This is a genomic window from Rothia mucilaginosa, from assembly GCF_001548235.1.
Classification (GTDB): domain Bacteria; phylum Actinomycetota; class Actinomycetes; order Actinomycetales; family Micrococcaceae; genus Rothia; species Rothia mucilaginosa_B.
Window position 1 is genome coordinate 598,239 of sequence record NZ_AP014938.1, and the last position, 21,602, is coordinate 619,840.

The window sequence follows — 21,602 nt, forward strand, 5'->3', positions numbered from 1 at the left end:
CGCGCTAGATTGCGGCGGCAGGCAGGAAGCCAACCTTCTTGTACACGTTCTCAATGGTGACCGTAGCGATCTCGCGGGCAGCGGATGCGCCCACAGCCAGCAGGCGATCCAGCTCGGCGGGGTCGTCCATCAGCTCGAGGGTACGCTCACGCACCGGGGTGAGGCGCTCCACCACGATATCGGCAAGGTCAACCTTCAGGTGGCCGTACATCTTGCCCTCGTAGCGTGCCACGATCTCGTCGATGCTCTCGCCGGTCATTGCCGAGTAGATGGAGAGCAGGTTGGAGACGCCGGGCTTAGCCTCGCGGTCGTAGGCGATGACGGAGCCGTCATCGGTCACGGCGGACTTAATCTTCTTCTGGGTTGCCTTCGGGGTGTCCAGAAGCTTGATCAGGCCCTTGTCGGTGGCTGCAGACTTGGACATCTTCGAGGTCGGGTCCTGCAGGTCGTAAATCTTAGCGGTTTCCTTCAGGATCACCGGCTCGGGCACCACGAAGGTCTCACCGAAACGGGAGTTGAAGCGCTGAGCCAGGTTACGGGTCAGCTCCAGGTGCTGACGCTGATCCTCGCCTACGGGCACGCCGTCCACCTGGTAGAGCAGGATGTCGGCAGCCATCAGAATCGGGTAGGTGAACAGACCCACGGAGGCGTTCTCAGCGCCCTGCTTCTGGGACTTGTCCTTGAACTGGGTCATACGGGACGCCTCACCAAAGCCGGTGAAGCAGTTCAGAACCCACGCCAGCTGGGCGTGCTCGGGCACGTGCGACTGCACGAACAGCGGGGTGCGGGTCGGGTCAATGCCGGAGGCGATGTACTGCGCCGCGGTCAGGCGGGTACGCTCACGCAGCTCCTCGGGGTCCTGAGGAACGGTGATAGCGTGCATATCCGGAATAAAGAACAGGCATTCGTTATTCGGGTCGTCCTGCAACGCCACCCAGTTGTTCACAGCACCAATGTAGTTACCCAGGTGCATCGAATCAGCCGACGGCTGCGCACCCGAGTAGATACGCGCCTTCTGCTGAGAGGCGTTAGGGATGAGGGACTTATCCTGCTTCTTTTCGTCTGCCATAGTTATTTCCTGTGCAGTTCTTCCTGTGCGGTGCTGCGAACGGTGCAGCACATCTTCAAAAACTTATCTGTACGCGCAGTACGCGTCTTACTCACCGATGCGGTAGTCAACCACGAGCGGCGCGTGATCGCTGAAACGCTCATCGTAGCTTGCCGCGCGGTCCACAACCGCCTCCACGGCGCTTTCGGCGAGCGCCGGGGTCGCCATGTGGTAGTCGATACGCCAGCCTGCGTCATTATCGAACGCCTTACCGCGGTAAGACCACCAGGTGTAGGGGCCGGGCACCTGACCCGCCAGCTCACGAGCCACATCGCGGTAGCCGATATCGCCGAAGAAGCGGTCAAAGTAGGCGCGTTCCTCCGGCAGGAAGCCGGCACGCTTCTGGTTAGCCTTCCAGTTCTTAATGTCCAGCTCGGTGTGGCCAACATTCAAATCGCCCACGATGAGCACGTGATCCGAGTGCTTTGCCAGCTCAGGCATGCGCACCAGCATGCGCTCCAGGAAGCGGTACTTATCGTCCTGCTTCTGGGTGCCGACCTCACCGGAGTGAACGTAGGCGCTGACCACGGTCAGGGTCTTACCGTTGGGCAGAACGTAGTCCGCCTCAACCCAGCGGCCCGAATCGTCAAAGTACTCTTCGCCAATATTCGAGCGGGTCGCTACCGGCTGGTTCTCCAGGACTTCACCGGCTGAGTTCGGGGTGCGGCGGGTCGCCACCAGCACGCCGGCGCGGCCCTTCGCGGCAGCCTCCGCGTGCAGGATATGCCACTGGGATTCGTCCAGCAACTCACGCACGATAGCGTCGGGGGCGCGCACCTCCTGCAGGCAGAGAATGTCGATGTCACGGCTCGCCAGCCACGCCGCCATATCCTTCTTGTAGGCGGCTCGGATACCGTTCACATTCACGCTCGCCACGCGAAGCAGACCGCTCGGGCGGGGTGCAGGGGTGTTAGAAAAATGCATAGTCTTAATTATGCCAGTTTGAGGGAAGAGAAATTTTCACTCGTGCGCGTTTTTTCTCTGGCTGAACGGTAAACTATTGGGTGATGAATTCGCACTCCTCACAGACCACCGACCACGGTGCCCCCTCACCTTCTGCGGGCACCACCGCATCCGAAAGTACCGCTCACAACGCTGAGAGCCGCTACGAGCTACCCCCGATTCCCGGCCCGAAGTACGAGCAGGTTATCCACTACATTGAGCAGCGCTACATTATTCCCGGCAAGCCCGGCGATAAGCTGCCCACCGAGCGCATGATTCAGCAGAACTTTGGGGTGAGCCGCCAGACGGTTCGTAGCGCCCTGAAGGTTCTGATTGAACGCGGCCTGCTCTACAACGTGCAGGGCTCCGGCACCTACGTTGCCGAGCGCACCGACGCCACCTACATTCCGCGCGTGGACACCTTCGTCGACGATATGCGCCGCCGCGGCTTTGAGGGCTCCACCCGCATGATTGCGACCCGCTGGATGGACGCCACCGAAGAGATCTCCACCCACCTGTCCGTACCGGTGGGCGAGCAGGTGCTGTTCGTGCGCCGTCTGCGTCTTGCCGACCACGAAGTCATTGGCTTTGAGCGTTCCTACTTTGTGAAGGCCGCTGCAAGCAGCATCCTGGACGCCATGATGGCGGAAATGTCCGGCGCTTCGAGCTCCTTCGACCAGCTTGCCGACACCCCCAACGCCATTAAGCACGCCCGCGTACGCACCAGCGCAGCGCTCTTCACCGACGCCGACGCCGAGGCGTTCAACCACCAGGTTCCCGTGGGCGAGGCGGCATTCAAGGTCTGCGCGACCGGTTACACCGAAGAAGGTAGCCCGGTCGAGTACTCAGAGACCCTGTACCTTGCCGACGCCTACTTCTACGAGATGATTCTCTAGCATCTGCCTTCTCTCGTGTGATGACAGTGTGAAGGGCGGTGCCCCGGTAGATTGTTCTACCGGGGCACCGCCCTTTTGAGTTATCGGCTCTGAATCAGCTCTGAAACGTTGCGGGCCTTATGCCGCCTGACGCTCCGCAGTCTCCACCACGTTCACCAGCAGCTCCGCGCGGGTCATCGGGCCCACACCGCCGGGGTTCGGGGAAACCCAGGACGCCTTCTGCGCAGCCTCCGGGGAGACGTCACCGAAGAGCTTCTTCTTACCGGTCTCCGGGTCCTCAGCGCGGGACACACCAACGTCCAGCAGGATTGCGCCGTCCTTGACCTGGTGAGCCTTCAGCACGTGCGGAACACCCACAGCGGCAACAATGACGTCAGCCTCGCGCAGCACCTCGTCCAGGTTCTCGGTACCGGTGTGCGCCAGGGTTGCGGTCGCGTTCACCTCGCGGCGAGTCAGCAGCAGACCCAGCGGGCGACCCACGGTAATGCCGCGGCCGAGCACCACAACGTTCTTACCGTTCCAGTCGATGCCGTGGCGCTTGACCAGCTCAATGACACCGTTGGGGGTGCAGGGCAGCGGGGAATCCAGCGGCTCAGAAACGTTCAGCACGAGCTTGCCGAGGTTGGTCGGGTGCAGGCCGTCAGCGTCCTTTTCGGGGGCGATGCGCTCCAGCACGCGGTTGGTGTCCAGGTGCTTGGGCAGGGGCAGCTGCACAATGTAGCTGGTGCACGCCGGGTCGTTGTTCAGCTTGTCGATCTCTGCGTCGAGCTCTTCCTGAGTGATGTCACCGGGCAGGTCCACACGAATGGAGTTAATACCAATCTCTGCACAGTCGCGGTGCTTAGCGCCCACGTACGAGCGGGATGCGGGGTCGTCACCGACCAGGACGGTACCCAGGCCGGGGGTAATACCCTTAGCCTTGAGCGCCTCGACGCGCTCCTTCAGCTCTTCCTTGATGGCTGCGGCGGTTGCGTTACCGTCTAGAATCTGGGGCATTGTTTTTCCTTCCATAGGTTGCGGCGGGGTTCGCCGAAACGGACGGTCTGTGTGTTGAGTTCTAGGGTGTGTGCCTAGCAGGTACCGCTCCCCCGCGACATCCCTCGACGGATGTAGCGGGCAGGGCGGTACAAGTATCAGGGCGAAATAACCCCGCCCGCTCAGCACCCGCGGGGGATGGTGAGCGAACGGGGTCATTCATGGGTCTACCAGTTCTCGCTACCCTGGTAGAGGGGGTACTTGGCGCACAGTGCGTCAACGCGGGCACGCAGCGCAGCGATGTCCGGGTTCGGCAGCAGTACGGAAGCGATGATGTCGGCCACCTCAGTGAAGCCTTCAGCGTCGAAGCCGCGGGTTGCCAGCGCGGGGGTACCGATACGCAGACCGGAGGTCACCATCGGCGGGCGCGGATCGTTCGGCACAGCGTTACGGTTGACGGTAATACCGGCCTCGTGCAGCAGGTCCTCTGCTTCCTTGCCGTTGAGAGCGTGGTCGCGCAGGTCAACGAGCACCAGGTGAACATCGGTACCGCCGGAGGCAATCGCAACGCCGGCGTCCTTCACGTCCTGCTGCAGCAGGCGGTTCGCCAGGATCTGTGCACCCTCAACGGTGCGCTTCTGACGGTCCTTGAACGCTTCAGATGCGGCAACCTTGAACGCGGTAGCCTTCGCAGCAATCACGTGCATGAGCGGGCCACCCTGCTGACCGGGGAACACTGCGGAGTCAATCTTCTTCTTCAGCTCCTCGGTGCAGAGGATGAAGCCGGAACGGGGACCGCCCAGAGTCTTGTGAACGGTGGAGGAGACCACGTGCGCGTGCGGGACGGGGTTCGGGTGCAGACCCGCAGCCACCAGGCCCGCGAAGTGAGCCATGTCCACCCACAGGTATGCGCCGATTTCGTCAGCAATCGCACGGAACGCAGCGAAGTCCAGCTGACGGGGGTACGCGGACCAGCCGGCAATAATCAGCTTGGGGCGCTCGGCAAGAGCCAGTTCACGCACCTGCTCCATGTCAACGCGACCGGACTCGTCCACGCTGTACGCCACAACGTTGTACAGCTTGCCGGAGACGTTCAGCTTCATGCCGTGGGTCAGGTGGCCACCGTGTGCCAGGGACAGACCCATGATGGTGTCGCCGGGGTTCAGCAGTGCGTGCATGACGGCGTTGTTCGCCTGCGCACCGGAGTGGGGCTGAACGTTGGCGTGCTCGGCGCCGAAGAGTTCCTTTACGCGGGAAATCGCGAGGTCCTCGACGATGTCGACGAATTCGCAGCCGCCGTAGTAGCGGCGGCCGGGGTAACCCTCAGCGTACTTGTTGGTCAGTACCGAGCCCTGGCTTTCGAGGACGGCACGGGGGACGAAGTTCTCGGATGCAATCATCTCGAGGGTGTTCTGCTGGCGCTTGCGCTCCAGCTCAATGGCTTCTGCAACCTCGGGGTCGAGGTCGGCGAGGGGCATCTCGAGGATCTTCTGCTCGGACATTACGCTCCTGGGAGTGTTTTTGCGTTATCTTCGGTCGCTCATCATCGGGGCTGCCGCGGCGTACGCCGGGCGGTTTTTAGGAGGCGGCGCGCGCCTCCAGCTGAAAACCCTGAATGAAAAAATATGAGCTACACCTCATAATACCGTAAAGCCCGCTTTCCTTCGAGAAGAAAAACGGGCTTTACAAAGCATCACGATGAAGTTTTTACGGCGTCGGCGCGACACCAGCTAGGGGCATACAACACACCCCGGCAGGCTGATTGGCGACAGTTAAGCGGGTCTACACACCCTACGCCTGACGCAGGATAGCGGAAGCATACTCCAGGTACGCCTCGCGAGCGCTCTCCTTCTTACCGCCAGCCACCAGCTGGGTCTGCACCACGTAACCGGTCAGCACCGACAGCACCGCGGCACCGATAACGGTCAGCCATTCTTCAAGCTCCTCTTCGGTGAAGTCCAGCTCAGCGGCACCCCAGGCGCGGTAGCGCTCCAGGGACTGATCGCGCAGGTAGCTCAGCTGTTCAGACACCACGGTCGCCAGCTGCGGCATTGCCACAGCCTCGCCCCAGGTGACGAGCAGGTGACGGCGAATCTTGGGGGTATCCAGCACCTTCAGGCACCCGAACACGTAGTCCCAGGGCTGTTCGGCGCGGATGCGGTCGAAAGGCGCCATGTCCATGCGGGCTGCCGCCAGGATAATCTCATCCTTGGAAGAGAAGTGGTTATAGATTGCTCCAGCAGACAGGCCGGTGGCCGCAATAATGTCGCTCATCGAAGCCTTCTGATAACCGTGCTTGATGAAGCATTCGCGGGCGGTCTCTACAATCTGAGAACGCCTGTTCTTTTTGTATTCTTCGCTGACTTTAGGCACATCCTAATCCTAGCGAACTTTTAGCCAATCCGTGCGCATCCCGGTCGCCCGTGACGCGCCTGCATGCGCAAATTCGGCGCAAAATAGAGCAAAAATTCTATAAATCGACTGCCCACAATACGGATGCCCAACGTGAATGTCTCAGCGCGGGTATCCTCATGCAGATTCCCCAGCACCGATGTCCCAATGCAGACGCCCCAGCACGGATGTTTCAGGTAGAGAGCACGAAAAAGCGGGGCATCCCAGGCTTACCCGAAGGCTCACCCTAGAATGCCCCGCTCACAGCGGGTAGCTCAGCGCAGGCTGAGCCCGCTACATATTTTTAGTGGAAGAAGTGGCGGGTACCGGTCAGGTACATGGTCACGCCAGTAGCCTTAGCCGCCTCGATAACTTCCTCGTCGCGGATCGAACCGCCCGGGTGCACAACGGCACGCACACCGGCATCCAGCAGCACCTGCAGGCCGTCAGCAAAGGGGAAGAACGCATCGGATGCGGCAACCGCACCGCGGGCACGCTCGTTACCTTCACCGCCGAGAGTGTTCGCGCGCTCCACCGAGAGCTTGCAGGAATCCACGCGGTTCACCTGGCCCATGCCGATGCCCACGGCGGCACCGTTATCGGCAAGCAGAATAGCGTTGGACTTGGGCGAACGCAGTGCACGCCACGCGAACTCGAGGTCGCGCAGGGTTGCCTCGTCAGCCGGCTCACCGGCGACCAGGGTCCAGTTCTTCGGGTCGTCGCCCTCAGCCTGCAGGCGGTCAGCCTCCTGGAAGAGTGCGCCACCGGAAATGGGGCGGTACTCGATAGCCTCGCGGGCAAAGCCCTCGGGCAGAACCAGCAGACGCAGGTTCTTCTTCTCGCGCAGGATCTCCAGCGCCTCGGGCTCGAAGCCGGGAGCCACAATCACCTCGGTGAAGATACCCTTGACAGTCTGAGCCATAGCGGCGGTCACCGGGCGGTTAGCGGCAATCACGCCACCGTATGCGGACAGCGGGTCGCATGCGTGCGCCTTCGCGTGAGCGTCCGCAATCGGGTCAGCCGCGCCGGGGGTTGCCACAGCAATACCGCAGGGGTTGTTGTGCTTGATAACGGCAACGGCCGGCTCGTCAAAGTCGTAAGCGGCACGCAGCGCAGCGTCAGCATCAACGTAGTTGTTGTAGCTCATCGCCTTACCGTGCAGCTGCTCCGCCTGAGCAATGCCGGGGGCTGCGGCGGGGTCAGCGTACAGGGCGGCGCGCTGGTGCGGGTTCTCGCCGTAACGCAGGGTCTCGCTACGCTCAAAGCCCAGGCCTGCGTACGGGGGCCAGAAGTTAGCGTCCTCATCCTGCAGGAACTGGGATGCGGTCCAGGTAGCCACAGCGGTATCGTACGCGGCGGTGTGGGCGAACGCGCCAGCAGCAAGGCGGCGGCGCTCATCCAGGGAGAAGCCACCGTTCTTAGCGGCCTCAACGGTGCGCGCGTAGTCGGCGGGGTCCACAACAATTGCGACGGCGTCGTGGTTCTTCGCGGCGGCGCGAACCATGGAGGGGCCACCAATGTCGATCTTCTCGATAATGGCGTCCTGATCGGCACCGGAAGCAACGGTCTCAACGAAGGGGTACAGGTTCACAACCACCAGGTCGAACGCCTCAACGTCCAGCTCTTCGAGGGTGTCGATGTGCTCCTGCTTGCGACGGTCAGCCAGAATACCGGCGTGGATGCGCGGGTGCAGGGTCTTCACACGGCCTTCGAGGCACTCGGGGAAACCGGTCACTTCGGTGACCTCGGTAACGGGTACGCCTGCTGCCGCGATGGTGGATGCGGTAGAGCCGGTGGAGACCAGCGCGACGCCAGCCTCGTGCAGGCCGCGGGCGAACTCCTCCAGACCGGTCTTGTCGTAGACGGAAATGAGGGCGCGGCGCAGGGGCACGCGATCGAGCTCAATGAGAGACACAAATACTCCGATGCTTTAGACGTGCACGCCGGTTCTCGGCGGCACAGCTGGTGGATGGACGTAGCCTGCCAGGATCGACAGGATATGTGTGGGGGTATTCCCCGCCGCTGTGCACCTTCCCCTCAGGGGTATTCGGGTGCCACAACGGAACGTGTGTGGGCGGCGGGGTTTGAGCTCGGCTCAATCCGCCGCGAAAAATTTAGTGGGCGGAATTAGCTGTCAGATGCAGTGCCGCGGGATTCAGCGCCGTGAGATTCAGCGAGAGATGCGATGGTCTGCACGAGCAGGCGGCGCTCCTGCACCTTAATGCGTTCGTGCAGGGTCTCTTCGGTGTCGTCGTCCAGAACGGGCACTGCCGCCTGGGCGAGGATGGGGCCGGTGTCAACGCCCGCATCCACAAAGTGGACGGTCAGGCCGGTAATCTTCACACCGTGCGCCAGGGCGTCACGCACGCCGTGCGCGCCCGGGAAGGAGGGCAGCAGGGCGGGGTGGGTGTTAATAATGCGGTTGCTGAAACGCTCGACCAGCTGCGCGTCAACAATGCGCATGAAGCCGGCGAACACAATGTAATCGGGGTCGTAGGAAGCGATCTTTTCTTCCAGCGCGCGGTTCCAGGAGGGGCGGTCGGCGTAGTCGCCGGGCTGCACCAGGAAGGTGGGTACACCCGCCGCCTGGGCACGCTCAATGCCCAGACAGGGCTTGTCGGCGCCCACTGCCGCAATGTCGAGGGGAAGCTCGCCCGCTGCTACAGCGTCGAGGATGGACTGAAGATTCGTTCCGGAGCCGGATACCATAACCACAATTCGCACCCGACTAGCATAACCCATCTCACACCCTTATCCAAAGGGGTAAGAGGTTCACAACAGGCCCAAAGCCCAAAGGTGAGCACAAAGAAACCCCGGCGGGACAAATCCTCACCGGGGTTCACTGGAGTTCATGGGGGTTCACCGGGGTTCGCCGGGGCTAGCCGGGGTTCACCGGGCGCAAACTCAACAGGTCGCGAACTCGATAGGTTGCATACTCAATAGGTCGCGGGCAGGCGGGGCGGTACCCTTATAGGTATGTCTACTCCCCCGCAGAACACTCCGAAGAACAACCCGAATAACACGCCGCAGCAGCCCACCCCGAACAACGGCGCACCGCAGAACCAGCAGGTTCCGCCACGAGCGCCGCAGCAGGCACCGCAGAACATGCAGCTTCGAGGGCCTCAGGGTAAGAAGCCGCGCAAACCCATCGACCCCATCGAACAGCAGAAAGCGAATATTCGCACCTCGCTCATGCTGATCGTTGCCGCGCTGGTCATTTTTGCGGCGTCTTCCTTCGTGCTCTCCACGATGCCGCTTTTCTTGGCGCTCTTCCTCTTCGCGCTCGCCGGCATCGCCCTGAGCATTATTGCGATCGTGCGCACCGCAGTCTACCGCGGTCCCTGGTTCTTCTACATTGCCGCGGGCGTCAGCATTATCTACGGCGCTATGACCCTGCTCGGCGGCATCGGTCTTGCCTTCATGCCCGGCGCGCAGGAGTACCGTGAGTGCCGCGCCGCCGCGCTGACTCAGACCGACATGTACACCTGCGACCAGAAGTTCCAGGGCACGATGGACAAGCTCACCGGCGCATCCAGTTCTAGCTCTTCATCCGCGCGTTAGTTCTTCTTGCCCTGAGTACTAGAGCCCTGGGGCTTCGAGGAGCTGACATCCAGCGGGGGCAGCTCCACGGTAGAGGCCTCATCGGTCACCAGCGGAAGGATGCCGGTCTGGCTACGCACCTCAAAGATGCGCTTCATCGCCTGATCGGCTGAGAGGACATCCAGCTCGCGATCCACAAAATCACGCTCTAGGTCGTTCTTCTGCTTCTTGCGTGCCGCCTTAGCCGCCTTCTTCGCCTCACGCTTCTGCGCACGCTCGTACGCGCGGTCGCTGGCACGGTCCTGAGCGGAATCCTGCGCGGCGGACTCAGCGTGGGCGGCGTCAACTGAGCCATCCTGCGCTGCGTCATCCTGAGCTGCGTCATCCTGAGCTGCGGCGGGCTGTTCAAGGCCAAAGCCGAAGTACGCCATGATGCGGCTCGCACGGCCCTTCGAACGCGGTGCCTGCTCTGCAGACTCTTCGACAGTGCGCTCACGCTCCACAGGTTCAGCAGCCTCGTAGACGGGCTCCTGAATCAGCTCGCGGGTCTCCTCATCGGAGGGGTCATGAGCGTACGCGGCGGGCTCATACGCATCGTGTTCGTACGTAGCGTGCTCGCTGGAGGCAGGCTCGGCAACATCCTCAACCTGCGCAGAGTCAGCGTGGGCAGAGTGCAGGTAATCGACCTGCTGAACGGCCTCAATCGGCTCGTACTCCTCAGCAGAGCTCTTTTCAACAAGGCTCTCTTCAGCAGTAGCCTCTTCGGAAGCCGGCTCCTGAGCAACGTCCACAGCAGGTTCCGCTACTACAGGCTCTTCAGGCGACACTTCGCGCTCTGCAACAATCTCGGCGAAAGCGTCCGCCGCCGCACGCTGCGCCAGCTGCTCGGTCGCCTCCACCGGGACAGCAACCACAGGCTCCTGCGGATGCACCGGAACGTGACCGGTCGCCACCTCAGACACAACAGACTGCTCAGACGCCACGGACTGCTCGGCCTCAACAACGTTCTCGGAATCCTGCGCGCGTGCCGCTTCCTCAGCCTCACGCTCGGCAGCTTCACGCTCAGCCGCCTCACGTGCCGCAGCTTCCTCAGCCTCACGCTCCATACGCTCCGCACGCTCCTGGGCACGCTGCTCACGACGCTCCGCAAAACGCTCGCGGCTCTGTGCAAAACGCTCACGGGTCGAGGCAGTAAACCTCATCAGACGCTCACCCAGGTTCGGGCGCTCATCCGCAAAACGAGGCAGCTCACGGCTGCTATCCGGCACGAGAGCGCGGCTCAGCAGCATACCGAACGTCACGCCGGCACCCACCGTCAACGCGGTATGCGCCGCAAAAGTCAGCGGCTCAGCACCAACCTCCGTAAAACGACCAATACCCAGAGAGCCGTACGAAATCCAGCCCAGCCACAGGGCACCAAACGACGTCAGAATACCGGTCATCACGCCCAGCACCACGGCAGAAATCAACGCAGACAGCGGGCGGAACGGAACCTTCAGAGCAACCCACTCATCCAGGTGGTCCTCGCCCTCACGCAAGAACCACCAGCCAGCAATCGCCCCGGCAGTCAGCGGCACCAGCAGACCCACCAGACCGAACGTGCCCATCGACTCGGGCACAGCACCCAGAATCGGAAGCATCGGCAAAGTACCAACATCGCTACTGGTCAAACCAACCGAGGTACCCGCACCAAAGGAGAAACCGGCACCGGTCGACCACGCAATCGCATAAATCACCAGGTTCGGCAAGAAACCCAGCTGCAACAGAGTCACCGCAGTATCACCCACAGCGCCCGCATGCAGCTCCTGGTAGGTGGCAACAATCTGCGACCAGCCCGCCAAAATACCGATACCCAAAAGCACCGCACCCAGACCAATCAGCGCCACAAAAGCAACCACCGCAGCACGCACCACAGCCCAGGCATACGAACCCGCCCAACGCGAATACTGACTCATCTGCGAAATCTGCTCCGCAGTATCAACACCCACCATGCGCGAGAGCGAACGCGCCTCACGGTAGCCGCCCCACATCAGACCAGCCACCACAATACCCAAAGGCACCAGGGCAGCATTCAACGCCTGAAGAGGCTGCGGATGCGGGCTCGCCCAACCGTACATCGCCGAACTAATCAGCGCATAGGTCACCGAACCGGACAGCACCGGAATCAAAAACTCACCCTCATACGAGGCGCGCGCCAAGCGACGACCCGAACGATAACAGAGCAGCAGAGGCAGAATACTCAAACCCAGCGGCACCAGCGTCATCGTGCCGGCAGAAGCACCAAAAGCAGCCGCAAGATCCAGGGGAACACCGTGAATCAGAAGCCACAGGTGCGCCGACATGGCGGCCACGGAGGAGAACTCCATGTCGCCAAAACCCTTGGTCGCCCACACGGCAGACATCGCCGCAAACACTGCAACAGCAGAGAACAGGGCAGTAACAATTAGCTCAACAACACCCTGAAGCCACAGAGGCATGGGCATGGAATAACGAGAGATAGGTGAGGTGCTTTTCATCGTCCTTCAATCATGCCACGAATTAACGGCGAAACCCGCCTCCGATTAACACTCGAAAGCGGGTTCTCACAACTATTCACACAGGGATGCACACAGACGCGCACGCGTGGAGGCGCATCCGGCAAAGTTTTAATCCTCAGTCCACGGGTTGGAAGCCTGAACACCCCAGGCGCGGTACACCTGCGCCTTAGAAGAAATCAGCTCCAAATCATAGGCACTCGCGCTCGCCGCCATCAGACCCTCCAGGGCGGCGGTAGGCAGCGGACCGGCATCATCACGACCCACAGCATGCACGCCGCGCGGCGCCTGACGGCCAGCCCACTCGAGGCTCACGCGCGCATCCACATTAATAACGTGGTCGCCAAAGCGCTCAAGAAGTTCGGTAATCCAGCGATCGGTTTCCGGGTAGGGGTACAGGCCCTTCAGCTCACCAATACTCAGCACAGAAATGTACATGTGTCGGAACGAGCGGCGGCGCAGAAAAGCGACCACGGCGGGGTCAGGATCCGCCTTACGGATCTCCGCAAGAACGTCGGAGTCCAGGAGCATACCGGAGAAATTCATACCCCTAATGCTACGCTACGCGCAGACCGGCGTACTCAATAGCGGGGATGCCCTCGGGGTTGGGCAGAAGAAGGAAGTTCAGGAACTCGTCGCGCTTAGAAGAAATGCGGGAGTAATCGTCAATGCTGACTGCGGTGTATCCGCCTCGCGCGGGGACAGCTGCGGCACGCAGGCTTTCCTGGTAGGAGCGGGAGGGGTTCAGAGAGATTGCTGCTTCGGTTGCAGAGCCGTTGTACATGTGACAACCTGCGCCGTGAGTGGCGCGATCCTTTCGCGTTGCTCTTGTCTGTACCAATTACCACCGGTTATTCCGGTGGTGAATACAAACCGCTTCGTCATCCGAGCCACCCGTGAACATGGGGTTGGCGTTCGACCATAGTCGGAGCTTATCAGTCGAAACTCTTGAAGCTGGGTTTAGCTTACAGCATTTTCTCAAGTTAAGTAAAGCGTTTTGTGAAAGAGATTTAGATTATTAGCATTTTGGCTTGTGGAAACGTTTTAAATGGCGTGAATTTTTGATACTGCGCGGAATATCTTATGTGAATACCGGTGTTTTTATGCGTTAAAAACTCCCCCACCACAAATACGAAATACACCCCAAACCACCGCTCAATAGTCGCCTCGGAAGCCTGCTCTGCAACCAGCTCGGCATCCAGTTCGGCAGCCGCCAGCACATGACCGGCGACAAGGCGCAAACCCGCACGATACGCGATAATGAGCTGGTGAGCGCCAACAACCCCTTCCCCGAAATTCCCGTCACCGTACCGCAGATTATTCGCCAGGCCGGGCACCGCACCTACCAGCGCGGTGTCGCCTACCAGCGCAACCGCGAAGTCATCCGCTACAGCTACGACGAAGACAACAGCACCCTCACCGGGCTCGTCAACGGAAGCACCATCATCCCCTACGAAGTGACCATTCGCTTCTTCCCCGCCGTCAGCGGCTCCGCAACCTTCACCGCCCGCTGCACCTGCCCCGTGCTCACCGATTGCAAGCACGCCGTAGCGCTCATGCTCACCGCGCTCGACCGCGCCTCCGTAGCGAAAAAGGCACTCAGCGAACACCCCGGACCGGTCGGCTTACCCTCTGCTGTGGCGAGGGGCGCAGCTGAGGCAAAGGGATCCGCGGGTTCAAAGAGCGAGGATCTTGCGGAGGCGAAGAAGGCCGCCGACCCGCTCGCGGCACTGCGCGCCTCCGGTGCGCTCACCACCGCGGCGAACCTGCCCGCACCCGATGCGGAGACTGCCGAGCCCAAAAACCCGCAGGGAAGCTTTGCGCTCAACGAGCTAGGCTCCTCCCCCACGGTGCTCGACCCCACAGCGCTCGATGGCGCCACCTCTAAAATTTCTGCCTGGCGGCGCGACCTCTCCTCCGTTCTTTCCGCACGTCAAGACCTTGCGGGCATTGATTCGATGCGTGTGAGCGGTGCCCTGGATTTCTCGCTGAGCGTCTCCGGTTCCTACGCGCGCGGCCGCAATATGCCCGGCGCAACCCCCAGCATTAACCTGCTTGCCCGCCCGCTCATGGCGTCCAAAACCGGGCGCTGGGTCAAGGGCGGACTCAGCTGGGAAACCTTCGCCTCCAGCGTGGGCGGACCTGTCGGGCGGCACGAAATCTACCCCGAACACGAACGATTCTTCGCCGAACTCTACTCGATTGCCCGCCCCTGGCAGAACATGTATTCCTCGCACCGCGACTGGATTTCGATCAGCGCATCTGCCTCCACTCTGCTCTGGGACGTGCTCGCCCGCGCGGAGGATATTGGCCTGCCCCTGCTCGTCAACGGTCGCGAGGTGAACTACGCCGTGCTGAGCCCCGCACAGGTGCGCCTGCACGCCGCCGCCGCAGAAGATACACCCGGAGAAAGCACCGGCCTGCAGCTTCAAGCCGCGCTCAGCTGGGAAGGACACGAAGGTGAACTATTGCGTCAGCTCTGGCTGCCCGCCGCGCACTGCCACCCCATCGGCACCCCGCGCACCGGATTCTTCGCCCTGGGCGGGCTGGTGCAGCAGGAGTACGAGCAGGCGGCAAAGGCGGTGCACTGGAAGACCGCGCGCCCCGGCGCACTGGATGAAGTGGGGCGCGAGTCCTTCGTGCACAAGGCCGCGCGGGAAGCGTCTGCTGAGCCCCCTGCCCCGACCATCAACCCGGCACAGGGTGAACGGGTGCGCTACTCCCCCGCCGTGCCCGAACTGCCCGAGGGCGTGGAGCTGGCGCTCATCCCCCTGGTCGAGCCGCTCGATGCCGCCTCCGAATCGCTCATTAGCGCAGGAACCGTGCACATTCCCGCCGCCGAACGCGCCACATTCCAGAAGGAATACCTGCCCGCGCTCAGCCGCTCCATTCCCTCGCTGACCCCCGATCCGGCGCTGGCGCTGCCGCGCGTGAAGCCGCCGCACCTGGTGCTTGAAATCAGCTTTGACGAGCAGGTACGCCACGACGCGCAGCTGAGCTGGCATTGGGAGTACCCGCTGAACCCCTTCGCGGAGGACGGCACCGACGAGGCGAGCGCAGAGGAGGCAAACGCACAGAATCCTACGACCGGCTCCGATGTGTACTCCCTGCCCGTTTTCGGCTACCCCGGTGAAGAGGGCGGTGAGGTTCGCGATGAGCGTTTTGAGGCGCGCGTACTGCGTTCGGTGCGCGCTATTCTTGCCGCTCACCCGGCGCTTTCCGGGCTGGAGGAGCGCCGCATCGAAGGCTGGGAGACCCGCGAGTTGCTCAGCGCGATTCTGCCGAAGCTTCGCCGTGTTTCCGCTGTTCAGGTGCGTTTTAACGGCACTCCGCCGCAGTTCGTGGAGGCAACCGACGCGCTCATTGAAATCACCGTGAGCGAGGGCAATTCTCGCGACTGGTTCGGCCTGGGCATTGCTGTGAAGGTCAACAACTGGACCGTGCCATTCGCCCAAATTTTTGAGGCGCTAGATCGCGGGGCGGACCGTATTCTGCTCGGTAACGGCACCTACTTCTCACTGCGTCGTCCCGAGTTTAAGACCCTGCGCACCCTCATCGCGGAGGCTCGCGAACTCGACGATGCGGGCGGCGAGCTACGCATTAACCGTCACCAGGCGGGGCTGTTCTCTGAGCTGGAGTCGCTGGCGGCGAGTGTGCATACGACCGCGCGGTGGGACGCTCAGGTACGTTCGCTGCTGGAGCTGGTCGAGGGCCTGGAGGATGCCGAAGAGAGCGCCGAAAAGGGCTCTGAAAAGGCTTCTGACAAGGGTGCTCAGGGCTCCCCCGCACCCCAGAAGGCTTCCCGTCGGGTGATCACTCAGCGCCCGGTACCCGCCGGCCTGCAGGCGACCCTGCGCCCCTACCAGGTGGAGGGTTTCCAGTGGCTGTCGTTCCTGTACGAGCAGCGTCTGGGCGGTATTCTCGCCGACGATATGGGTCTGGGTAAGACCGTGCAGGCTCTCGCCCTGCTCGCCCACGCGATCGAGGAGCATCGTGCCGCCTCCGAGCGTGCTGCCTCCGAGCGTGCCGCATCCGAACATGCTGCCGAGTGCGGTGAGAGCGTCGAGCCGTTCGCGCCCTTCCTCGTGGTTGCGCCGACCTCCGTCATCGCCAACTGGACGGCGGAGGCGGCACGTTTCCTGCCCGAGGCAAAGGTCGTGACCATTACCGAAACCACCGCCGGTAAGACCCCGCTGGCTGAGCGCATCGCAGGGGCGCACCTGGTGCTGACCAGCTACACGCTGCTGCGCATGGACGAGGACGCGTACACCGGCTACGCCCGCACGCTGGGCCGCACCGTTGACGAATCCACGGGTGAACTCTCCGCCCCCGAAGGCTGGGGTGCGCTCCTGCTGGATGAGGCACAATTCGTCAAAAACACCGGCACCCGCGCCTGGTCCATTGCCCGCGCGATGCCCGCCCGCACCAAGATCGCGATGACCGGCACGCCCATTGAGAACAACCTCATGGAGCTGTGGGCGTTGCTGGCGATTGTGGCGGACGGCCTGTTCCCCTCCGCCCGTGCGTTCCGTGACCTGTACGCTCGCCCGGCGGAGTCCGGTGAGGACCCTGCGCACGCCGCGGCGACGGCTGCTCGTCTGCGCCGGCGCATCCGCCCGCTCATGTTGCGCCGCACCAAGGAGCTGGTGGCGGCGGAGCTTCCGGCGAAGAACGATACGCGCGTGAACCTGCCGCTGGCTCCCGGTCACCGGCGCATCTATGACACGCATCTGCAGCGTGAACGTCAGAAGGTGCTGGGTCTACTGGAGGATATGGACAAGAACAGGTTCACGATCTTCCAGTCGCTGACCCTGCTGCGCCGTCTGGCGCTTGATGCCGCGCTGATTGACCCGGAGGCCTACGCCGGGGTGTCGTCGGTCAAGCGCGACTACCTGGTTCAGCAGCTACCCGACCTGCTCGAAAAGGGCCACCGCGTGCTGGTGTTCAGCCAGTTCACCGGCTACCTCAAGAGCATTTCGGCGCGCCTGGCGGAGGAGGGCATCGGCCACCTGTACCTGGACGGTTCGACCCGCAACCGCGCCGAGGTCATCGAGGCGTTCACGAGCGGTCAGGAGCCGGTGTTCCTCATTTCGCTCAAGGCTGGCGGTTTCGGTCTGAACCTGACCGAGGCGGACCACGTGTTCATCATGGATCCGTGGTGGAACCCCGCCGCCGAGCAGCAGGCGGTGGACCGTATTCACCGCATCGGCCAGGACAAGGAGGTGCACGTCTACCGTCTGGTCGCTGAGGGCACGATTGAGGAGAAGGTCATGCAGCTCAAGGAGTCGAAGGCCGCGCTCTTCGATGCGGTGGTCGGTGAGGGCGAGTTCGCCTCCGCGGCGGTGACGGCTGAGGATGTGCGTGAGCTCTTCGCGCCGGCTGTCGAGCGGTAGCCGCCTTCCAGCCTGAGCGGTAGCCTTCGAGTCTGCTGATATGTCTGGCACCCGTCATCTTTCGTCACGTGGTTACGCCTCGGGCTAGATTCACACCCGATTCCGCTGCGGCTCTTCTCAGCGGGGGCTCTGAGGCGTAGCCTTGAAGGACTACTTACGGAGGCGCCGCCTCCCCATAGATTCCAAAGGAGCATCATGAGCTACAACGTACCTAACGTAAAGTTCCACGACGGCCGAACCATTCCGCAGCTGGGCTACGGCGTATGGCAGATTGAGGACGAGGTCGCCGAGAAGATTGTGAGCACCGCCCTGGAGATCGGCTACCGCCACATCGACACCGCCGCTAGCTACGGCAACGAGGCGGGCGTGGGCCGCGCTATCGCTAACTCTGACGTGCCTCGCGAAGACATCTTCCTCACCACCAAGCTGTGGAACTCTGACCAGGGTTACGAGAGCGCTTTCGAGGCATTCGAGGCTTCCCTGGAGAAGCTGGGTACCGACTACGTTGACCTGTACCTGATTCACTGGGCTAAGCCGCAGCAGGGCCTGTACCTGGATTCTTGGCGTGCGCTGATTGAGCTGCAGAAGCAGGGTAAGGTCCGTTCGATTGGTGTTTCGAACTTCCCCGAGGAGCAGCTGCGCGAGATTATCGAGGAGACCGGCGTGGTTCCGGTCATCCACCAGGTTGAGCTACACCCCTACTTCTCGCAGGAGGCGCTGCGCGCCGTTCACGCCGAGTACGGCATCGCGACTCAGGCATGGAGCCCGCTGGGCAACGGTAGCGATCTGCTGCAGAACCCCGTGCTGGCTGAGATTGCGGAGCGCCACGGCGCAACCCCCGCGCAGGTCGTGCTGGCATGGCACCTGGCTAAGGGCACCGTGGCTATCCCGAAGTCCGCGACCCCCTCCCGCATTAAGGAGAACCTGGCGTCGGTGAACGTGAAGCTGACCGCCGAGGACATCGCGGCTGTGGATGCGCTTTCCAGCCCCGAGGGTCGTATTGGCGCTGACCCGGCGAACATCGACTTCTAAGCTGGTGTGTCGAGTCCCGCGTCTGGGGACTTGAAGCTAGGCAGAGTAAAGCCCCGACAGGCACAGTTAGTGCTTGTCGGGGCTTTATTGCGTTCTCAGGGTTGACGTTCTCAGGTCTGAGTTTTTAGCGAACGCTAGTTCTCGTCCTCTACCAGCAGGGAGAGGGAGATGCGGCGGCGTGCCGGGTCGACCTCCACCACGCGCACCTGCACGATGTCGCCGCTGCGCACAATATCGTGCGGGTTCGCCACGTAGCCGCGGCTCATCTGCGAGATGTGCACGAGGCCGTCCTGATGCACACCAATATCCACGAACGCGCCGAATGCCGCCACGTTCGAGACGGTACCCTCGAGCACCATACCGGGGCGCACATCCTCGAAGTGCGAGACGGACTCGGAGAATCGGGCGGTGCGGAAGCTACCGCGCGGGTCCAGGCCGGGGCGGCGCAGCTCGGCGAAGATGTCCTCGACCGTGTACACGCCGGCGGTGCCTTCTTCCGTACTGCCCTGTTCGTGGCTGTCCTGCACATAGTCGGCGGGGTTCAGCCCGGCGAGCGGGTCGCTACCATCCGAGGTACCCAGGGCGCCGGCAACCCAGTGGGCACCGTTGCGTGCCTGCGCGTCGGCAATAATGCGGCGCGCGAGCGGGTAGGCTTCCGGGTGCACCGCGGAGGCATCCAGCGGCTCCTCACCGCCGCGAATGCGAATGAATCCTGCCGCCTGGCGGAAGGTTTTCGCACCCAGTCGCGGCACGTTCAGCAGCTGCTGACGGTTCGTGAAGAGACCGTGTTCGGTGCGGTAGGCGACGATGCGTTCGGCGGTTACGGTACCCACACCCGCCACGTGCGCGAGCAGCTGCACGGAGGCGCTGTTGAGGTTCACGCCCACGGCGTTCACGCAGTCTTCGACGGTGTCATTGAGGGCGCGGCGCAGGGCGGCGGGCGGCACGTCGTGCTGGTACTGGCCCACACCGATGGACTGCGGGTCGATTTTGACGAGCTCGGCGAGCGGGTCCTGCAGGCGGCGGGCGATGGAGACGGCGCCGCGTACGGTCACGTCGTAGTCGGGCAGCTCGGCGGCGGCGAGGGCGGAGGCGGAGTAGACGGAGGCGCCCGCCTCAGAGACGGTCACCTTCTGAGGTGCTTCTACGCCGTCCTCACGCAGGGTGCGAATCAGTTCGCTGGCGAGCTTGTCGGTTTCGCGGCTTGCGGTGCCGTTGCCGATGGCGATGAGTTCCACGCCGTGCTCGCGGCAGGCGGCGGCGAGCTCGCGCAGTGCTTCTGCCCACTGGTTGCGCGGGGCGTGCGGGTAGACGGTGCCCACGCGCAGCGGCTCACCGGTGCCGTCAACTACGGCGTATTTCACGCCGTGGCGCAGGCCCGGATCCAGGCCGAGGGTGGTTTTGTGACCGGCGGGTGCGGCGAGCAGAATGTCGCGCAGGTTGGAGGCGAACACCTCGGTGGCGTGCTGCGCGGCGGCATCGAGTAGCTGGTGGCGGATGCGTTCGGCGAGGCGCGGGCGCAGGTGGCTGCGCCATGCGGTGCGGACGGTGGCGGCGAGCCAGCCGAGTACGCGGTCTTCGTCATCGACGGTGTTGAGCACCTGCACGGGGATGCGTAGCGCGGCGGCGACTTCACGCTCGTATGCAGAACGGACGTTCTCGTAATTTTCGGCGGCGGCCTCAGCTTCGGCACGGGCGGCACCACGCAGGCGGCTGAGCGCCACGGGGGCGGGTGCCACATCCACCTTGAGGCGCACCACGCCGGCGTCCTTGGCGCGGTGCAGCGCCAGCACGCGGTGCGGCGGAATGGAACGAATACGGTCCGAGAAGGCGAAATAGTCGGAGAACTTCGCGCCGGTGCTTTCCTGACCGGCAATCACGCGGGACTCAATCACGCCACTCTCACGCAGGCGCTTGAGGAGCTTTTCGCTCAGCACCGGGTCGGTGAGGGCACGGTCAATCAGGATTGCGCGGGCACCGTCGAGGGCCTCTTCGGCGCTGTGAATCTGCAGGGCTTCATCCGCCTCTGCAACCTCAACGCTCTCGTCCTCGTCGTCTTCGGTGCCGTCGGTAATGTACGCGGCGGCGATGGCGTGCGCCTCGGCGAGGGGCACCTCCAGCAGGTCTTCAACGAGGGAATCAAGCCCGGCGGCACGCGCCATCTGGGCGCGGGTCACGCGCTCGCTGCGGTACGGGGCGTAGATGGCGTTCACGTCTGCGATAGTGGCGGCGTTCATGAGCGAGGAACGCAGTTGCAGCAGGGTGAGCGGGTCGATGAGGCCTTCGTCGGCGCGTTCGGTGAGCGCTTCGAGCACGCGATTGCGGCGCTCTTCGAGGGCGCGGAGCTGACCCAGGCGCGACTGGATGGTGCGTAGCTGGGTGTCGGTGAGCGCGCCCGTTGCTTCTTTGCGGTAGCGGGCGATGAAGGGTACGGAGTTGTCGGCGTCGAGCAGTGCCACGGCTGCGCGGATGCGGTGCGGCGCGATGCCGGTTTCTACGGCGAGCGCGTTGATGAGGTGCTCGGCGGGTTGCTCAGTCTTGCCGCCGGTTTCGTGTTTTTCGCGGTGTGCGGGACTGCTGGGTTCGTTGCCGGCGGCGCTACTGGGCGCAGGGTCTGCAGCTCGATCCGCGCGCGGGCGGATGCTACTCGGGAGGGGGTGTTCGCTCATCCTTCCAGTTTCGCATATTTCGCCGCGGCTCATGGGTTGGCCGGTAATGCTGAGAAAAGAGTCAGCGCGGGGCGTATTTTGCTCGCCTGTGCGGGTGCGGGTCAGCGTATTTTTCTATCGCA

Annotated in this window: 16 protein-coding genes and 1 riboswitch; of the genes, 4 read left to right on the forward strand and 12 right to left on the reverse strand. The window is 62.8% G+C overall.

Annotation, left to right across the window (positions count from 1 at the left end):
- Window positions 1-4 precede the first annotated feature (4 nt).
- Window positions 5-1,069: a tryptophan--tRNA ligase gene (gene trpS, locus RM6536_RS02260; protein ID WP_060823870.1), complete on the reverse strand. Its 1,065-nt coding sequence runs from the start codon at window positions 1,067-1,069 to the stop codon at window positions 5-7.
- A gap of 87 nt (window positions 1,070-1,156) precedes the next feature.
- The gene (locus tag RM6536_RS02265; protein WP_005506814.1) at window positions 1,157-2,032 is read right to left on the reverse strand and encodes an exodeoxyribonuclease III; all 876 of its coding nucleotides are present in this window, start codon (window positions 2,030-2,032) and stop codon (window positions 1,157-1,159) included.
- A gap of 80 nt (window positions 2,033-2,112) precedes the next feature.
- Between RM6536_RS02265 and RM6536_RS02270 the strand changes: the two genes are divergently transcribed.
- Entirely contained in the window at window positions 2,113-2,946 is an 834-nt protein-coding gene (locus RM6536_RS02270) for a GntR family transcriptional regulator (RefSeq protein ID WP_060823871.1), read from the forward strand.
- A gap of 117 nt (window positions 2,947-3,063) precedes the next feature.
- On the opposite strand, the gene RM6536_RS02275 is transcribed toward RM6536_RS02270, so the two are convergent.
- The 5 genes from RM6536_RS02275 to purN all read right to left on the reverse strand — a co-directional run bounded on the left by RM6536_RS02275 (window position 3,064) and on the right by purN (window position 9,021).
- The gene (locus RM6536_RS02275) at window positions 3,064-3,942 is read right to left on the reverse strand and encodes a bifunctional methylenetetrahydrofolate dehydrogenase/methenyltetrahydrofolate cyclohydrolase (protein WP_005508973.1); all 879 of its coding nucleotides are present in this window, start codon (window positions 3,940-3,942) and stop codon (window positions 3,064-3,066) included.
- Between the two features lie 206 nt (window positions 3,943-4,148).
- On the reverse strand, window positions 4,149-5,423 hold the full coding sequence (gene glyA / locus RM6536_RS02280; protein ID WP_060823872.1) for a serine hydroxymethyltransferase: 1,275 nt from the start codon (window positions 5,421-5,423) through the stop codon (window positions 4,149-4,151).
- Between the two features lie 289 nt (window positions 5,424-5,712).
- Window positions 5,713-6,294 carry a TetR/AcrR family transcriptional regulator gene (locus RM6536_RS02285; protein ID WP_005506809.1) on the reverse strand — a complete coding sequence of 194 codons (582 nt, stop codon included), beginning with the start codon at window positions 6,292-6,294 and terminating at the stop codon, window positions 5,713-5,715.
- Window positions 6,295-6,616: 322 nt separating this feature from the next.
- Window positions 6,617-8,227, reverse strand: a complete 1,611-nt coding sequence (gene purH / locus RM6536_RS02290; protein WP_060823873.1) for a bifunctional phosphoribosylaminoimidazolecarboxamide formyltransferase/IMP cyclohydrolase — start codon at window positions 8,225-8,227, stop codon at window positions 6,617-6,619.
- A 212-nt stretch (window positions 8,228-8,439) separates the two neighbouring features.
- On the reverse strand, window positions 8,440-9,021 hold the full coding sequence (gene purN, locus RM6536_RS02295) for a phosphoribosylglycinamide formyltransferase (RefSeq protein WP_060823874.1): 582 nt from the start codon (window positions 9,019-9,021) through the stop codon (window positions 8,440-8,442).
- 267 nt (window positions 9,022-9,288) lie between these two features.
- Between purN and RM6536_RS02300 the strand changes: the two genes are divergently transcribed.
- Complete coding sequence (locus tag RM6536_RS02300; RefSeq protein ID WP_060823875.1) at window positions 9,289-9,873, forward strand: hypothetical protein; 585 nt, start codon at window positions 9,289-9,291, stop codon at window positions 9,871-9,873.
- Here RM6536_RS02300 and RM6536_RS02305 read toward each other — a convergent pair.
- The 4 genes from RM6536_RS02305 to RM6536_RS02320 all read right to left on the reverse strand — a co-directional run bounded on the left by RM6536_RS02305 (window position 9,870) and on the right by RM6536_RS02320 (window position 13,627).
- The gene (locus RM6536_RS02305; RefSeq protein WP_060823876.1) at window positions 9,870-12,368 is read right to left on the reverse strand and encodes a DUF6350 family protein; all 2,499 of its coding nucleotides are present in this window, start codon (window positions 12,366-12,368) and stop codon (window positions 9,870-9,872) included. The genes RM6536_RS02300 and RM6536_RS02305 overlap by 4 nt on opposite strands.
- Window positions 12,369-12,497: 129 nt before the next feature.
- Entirely contained in the window at window positions 12,498-12,932 is a 435-nt protein-coding gene (locus tag RM6536_RS02310; protein ID WP_049341485.1) for a plasmid stabilization protein, read from the reverse strand.
- A 10-nt stretch (window positions 12,933-12,942) separates the two neighbouring features.
- The gene (locus tag RM6536_RS02315) at window positions 12,943-13,170 is read right to left on the reverse strand and encodes a hypothetical protein (RefSeq protein WP_005506796.1); all 228 of its coding nucleotides are present in this window, start codon (window positions 13,168-13,170) and stop codon (window positions 12,943-12,945) included.
- A 35-nt stretch (window positions 13,171-13,205) separates the two neighbouring features.
- A riboswitch (SAM riboswitch) is annotated at window positions 13,206-13,340 on the reverse strand.
- A gap of 56 nt (window positions 13,341-13,396) precedes the next feature.
- Window positions 13,397-13,627: a hypothetical protein gene (locus tag RM6536_RS02320; RefSeq protein WP_145974230.1), complete on the reverse strand. Its 231-nt coding sequence runs from the start codon at window positions 13,625-13,627 to the stop codon at window positions 13,397-13,399.
- Between RM6536_RS02320 and RM6536_RS02325 the strand changes: the two genes are divergently transcribed.
- Together RM6536_RS02325 and RM6536_RS02330 are read left to right on the forward strand one after the other, a co-directional pair.
- On the forward strand, window positions 13,607-17,779 hold the full coding sequence (locus RM6536_RS02325; protein WP_060823878.1) for a DEAD/DEAH box helicase: 4,173 nt from the start codon (window positions 13,607-13,609) through the stop codon (window positions 17,777-17,779). The two genes, RM6536_RS02320 and RM6536_RS02325, sit on opposite strands and share 21 nt — an antisense overlap.
- A 195-nt stretch (window positions 17,780-17,974) precedes the next feature.
- A complete protein-coding gene (locus RM6536_RS02330; protein ID WP_060823879.1) occupies window positions 17,975-18,811 on the forward strand; it encodes an aldo/keto reductase in 837 nt (278 codons plus the stop codon).
- 134 nt (window positions 18,812-18,945) lie between these two features.
- Here RM6536_RS02330 and RM6536_RS02335 read toward each other — a convergent pair whose 3' ends face one another.
- On the reverse strand, window positions 18,946-21,480 hold the full coding sequence (locus RM6536_RS02335) for a helix-hairpin-helix domain-containing protein (RefSeq protein ID WP_171840169.1): 2,535 nt from the start codon (window positions 21,478-21,480) through the stop codon (window positions 18,946-18,948).
- Window positions 21,481-21,602 lie beyond the last annotated feature (122 nt).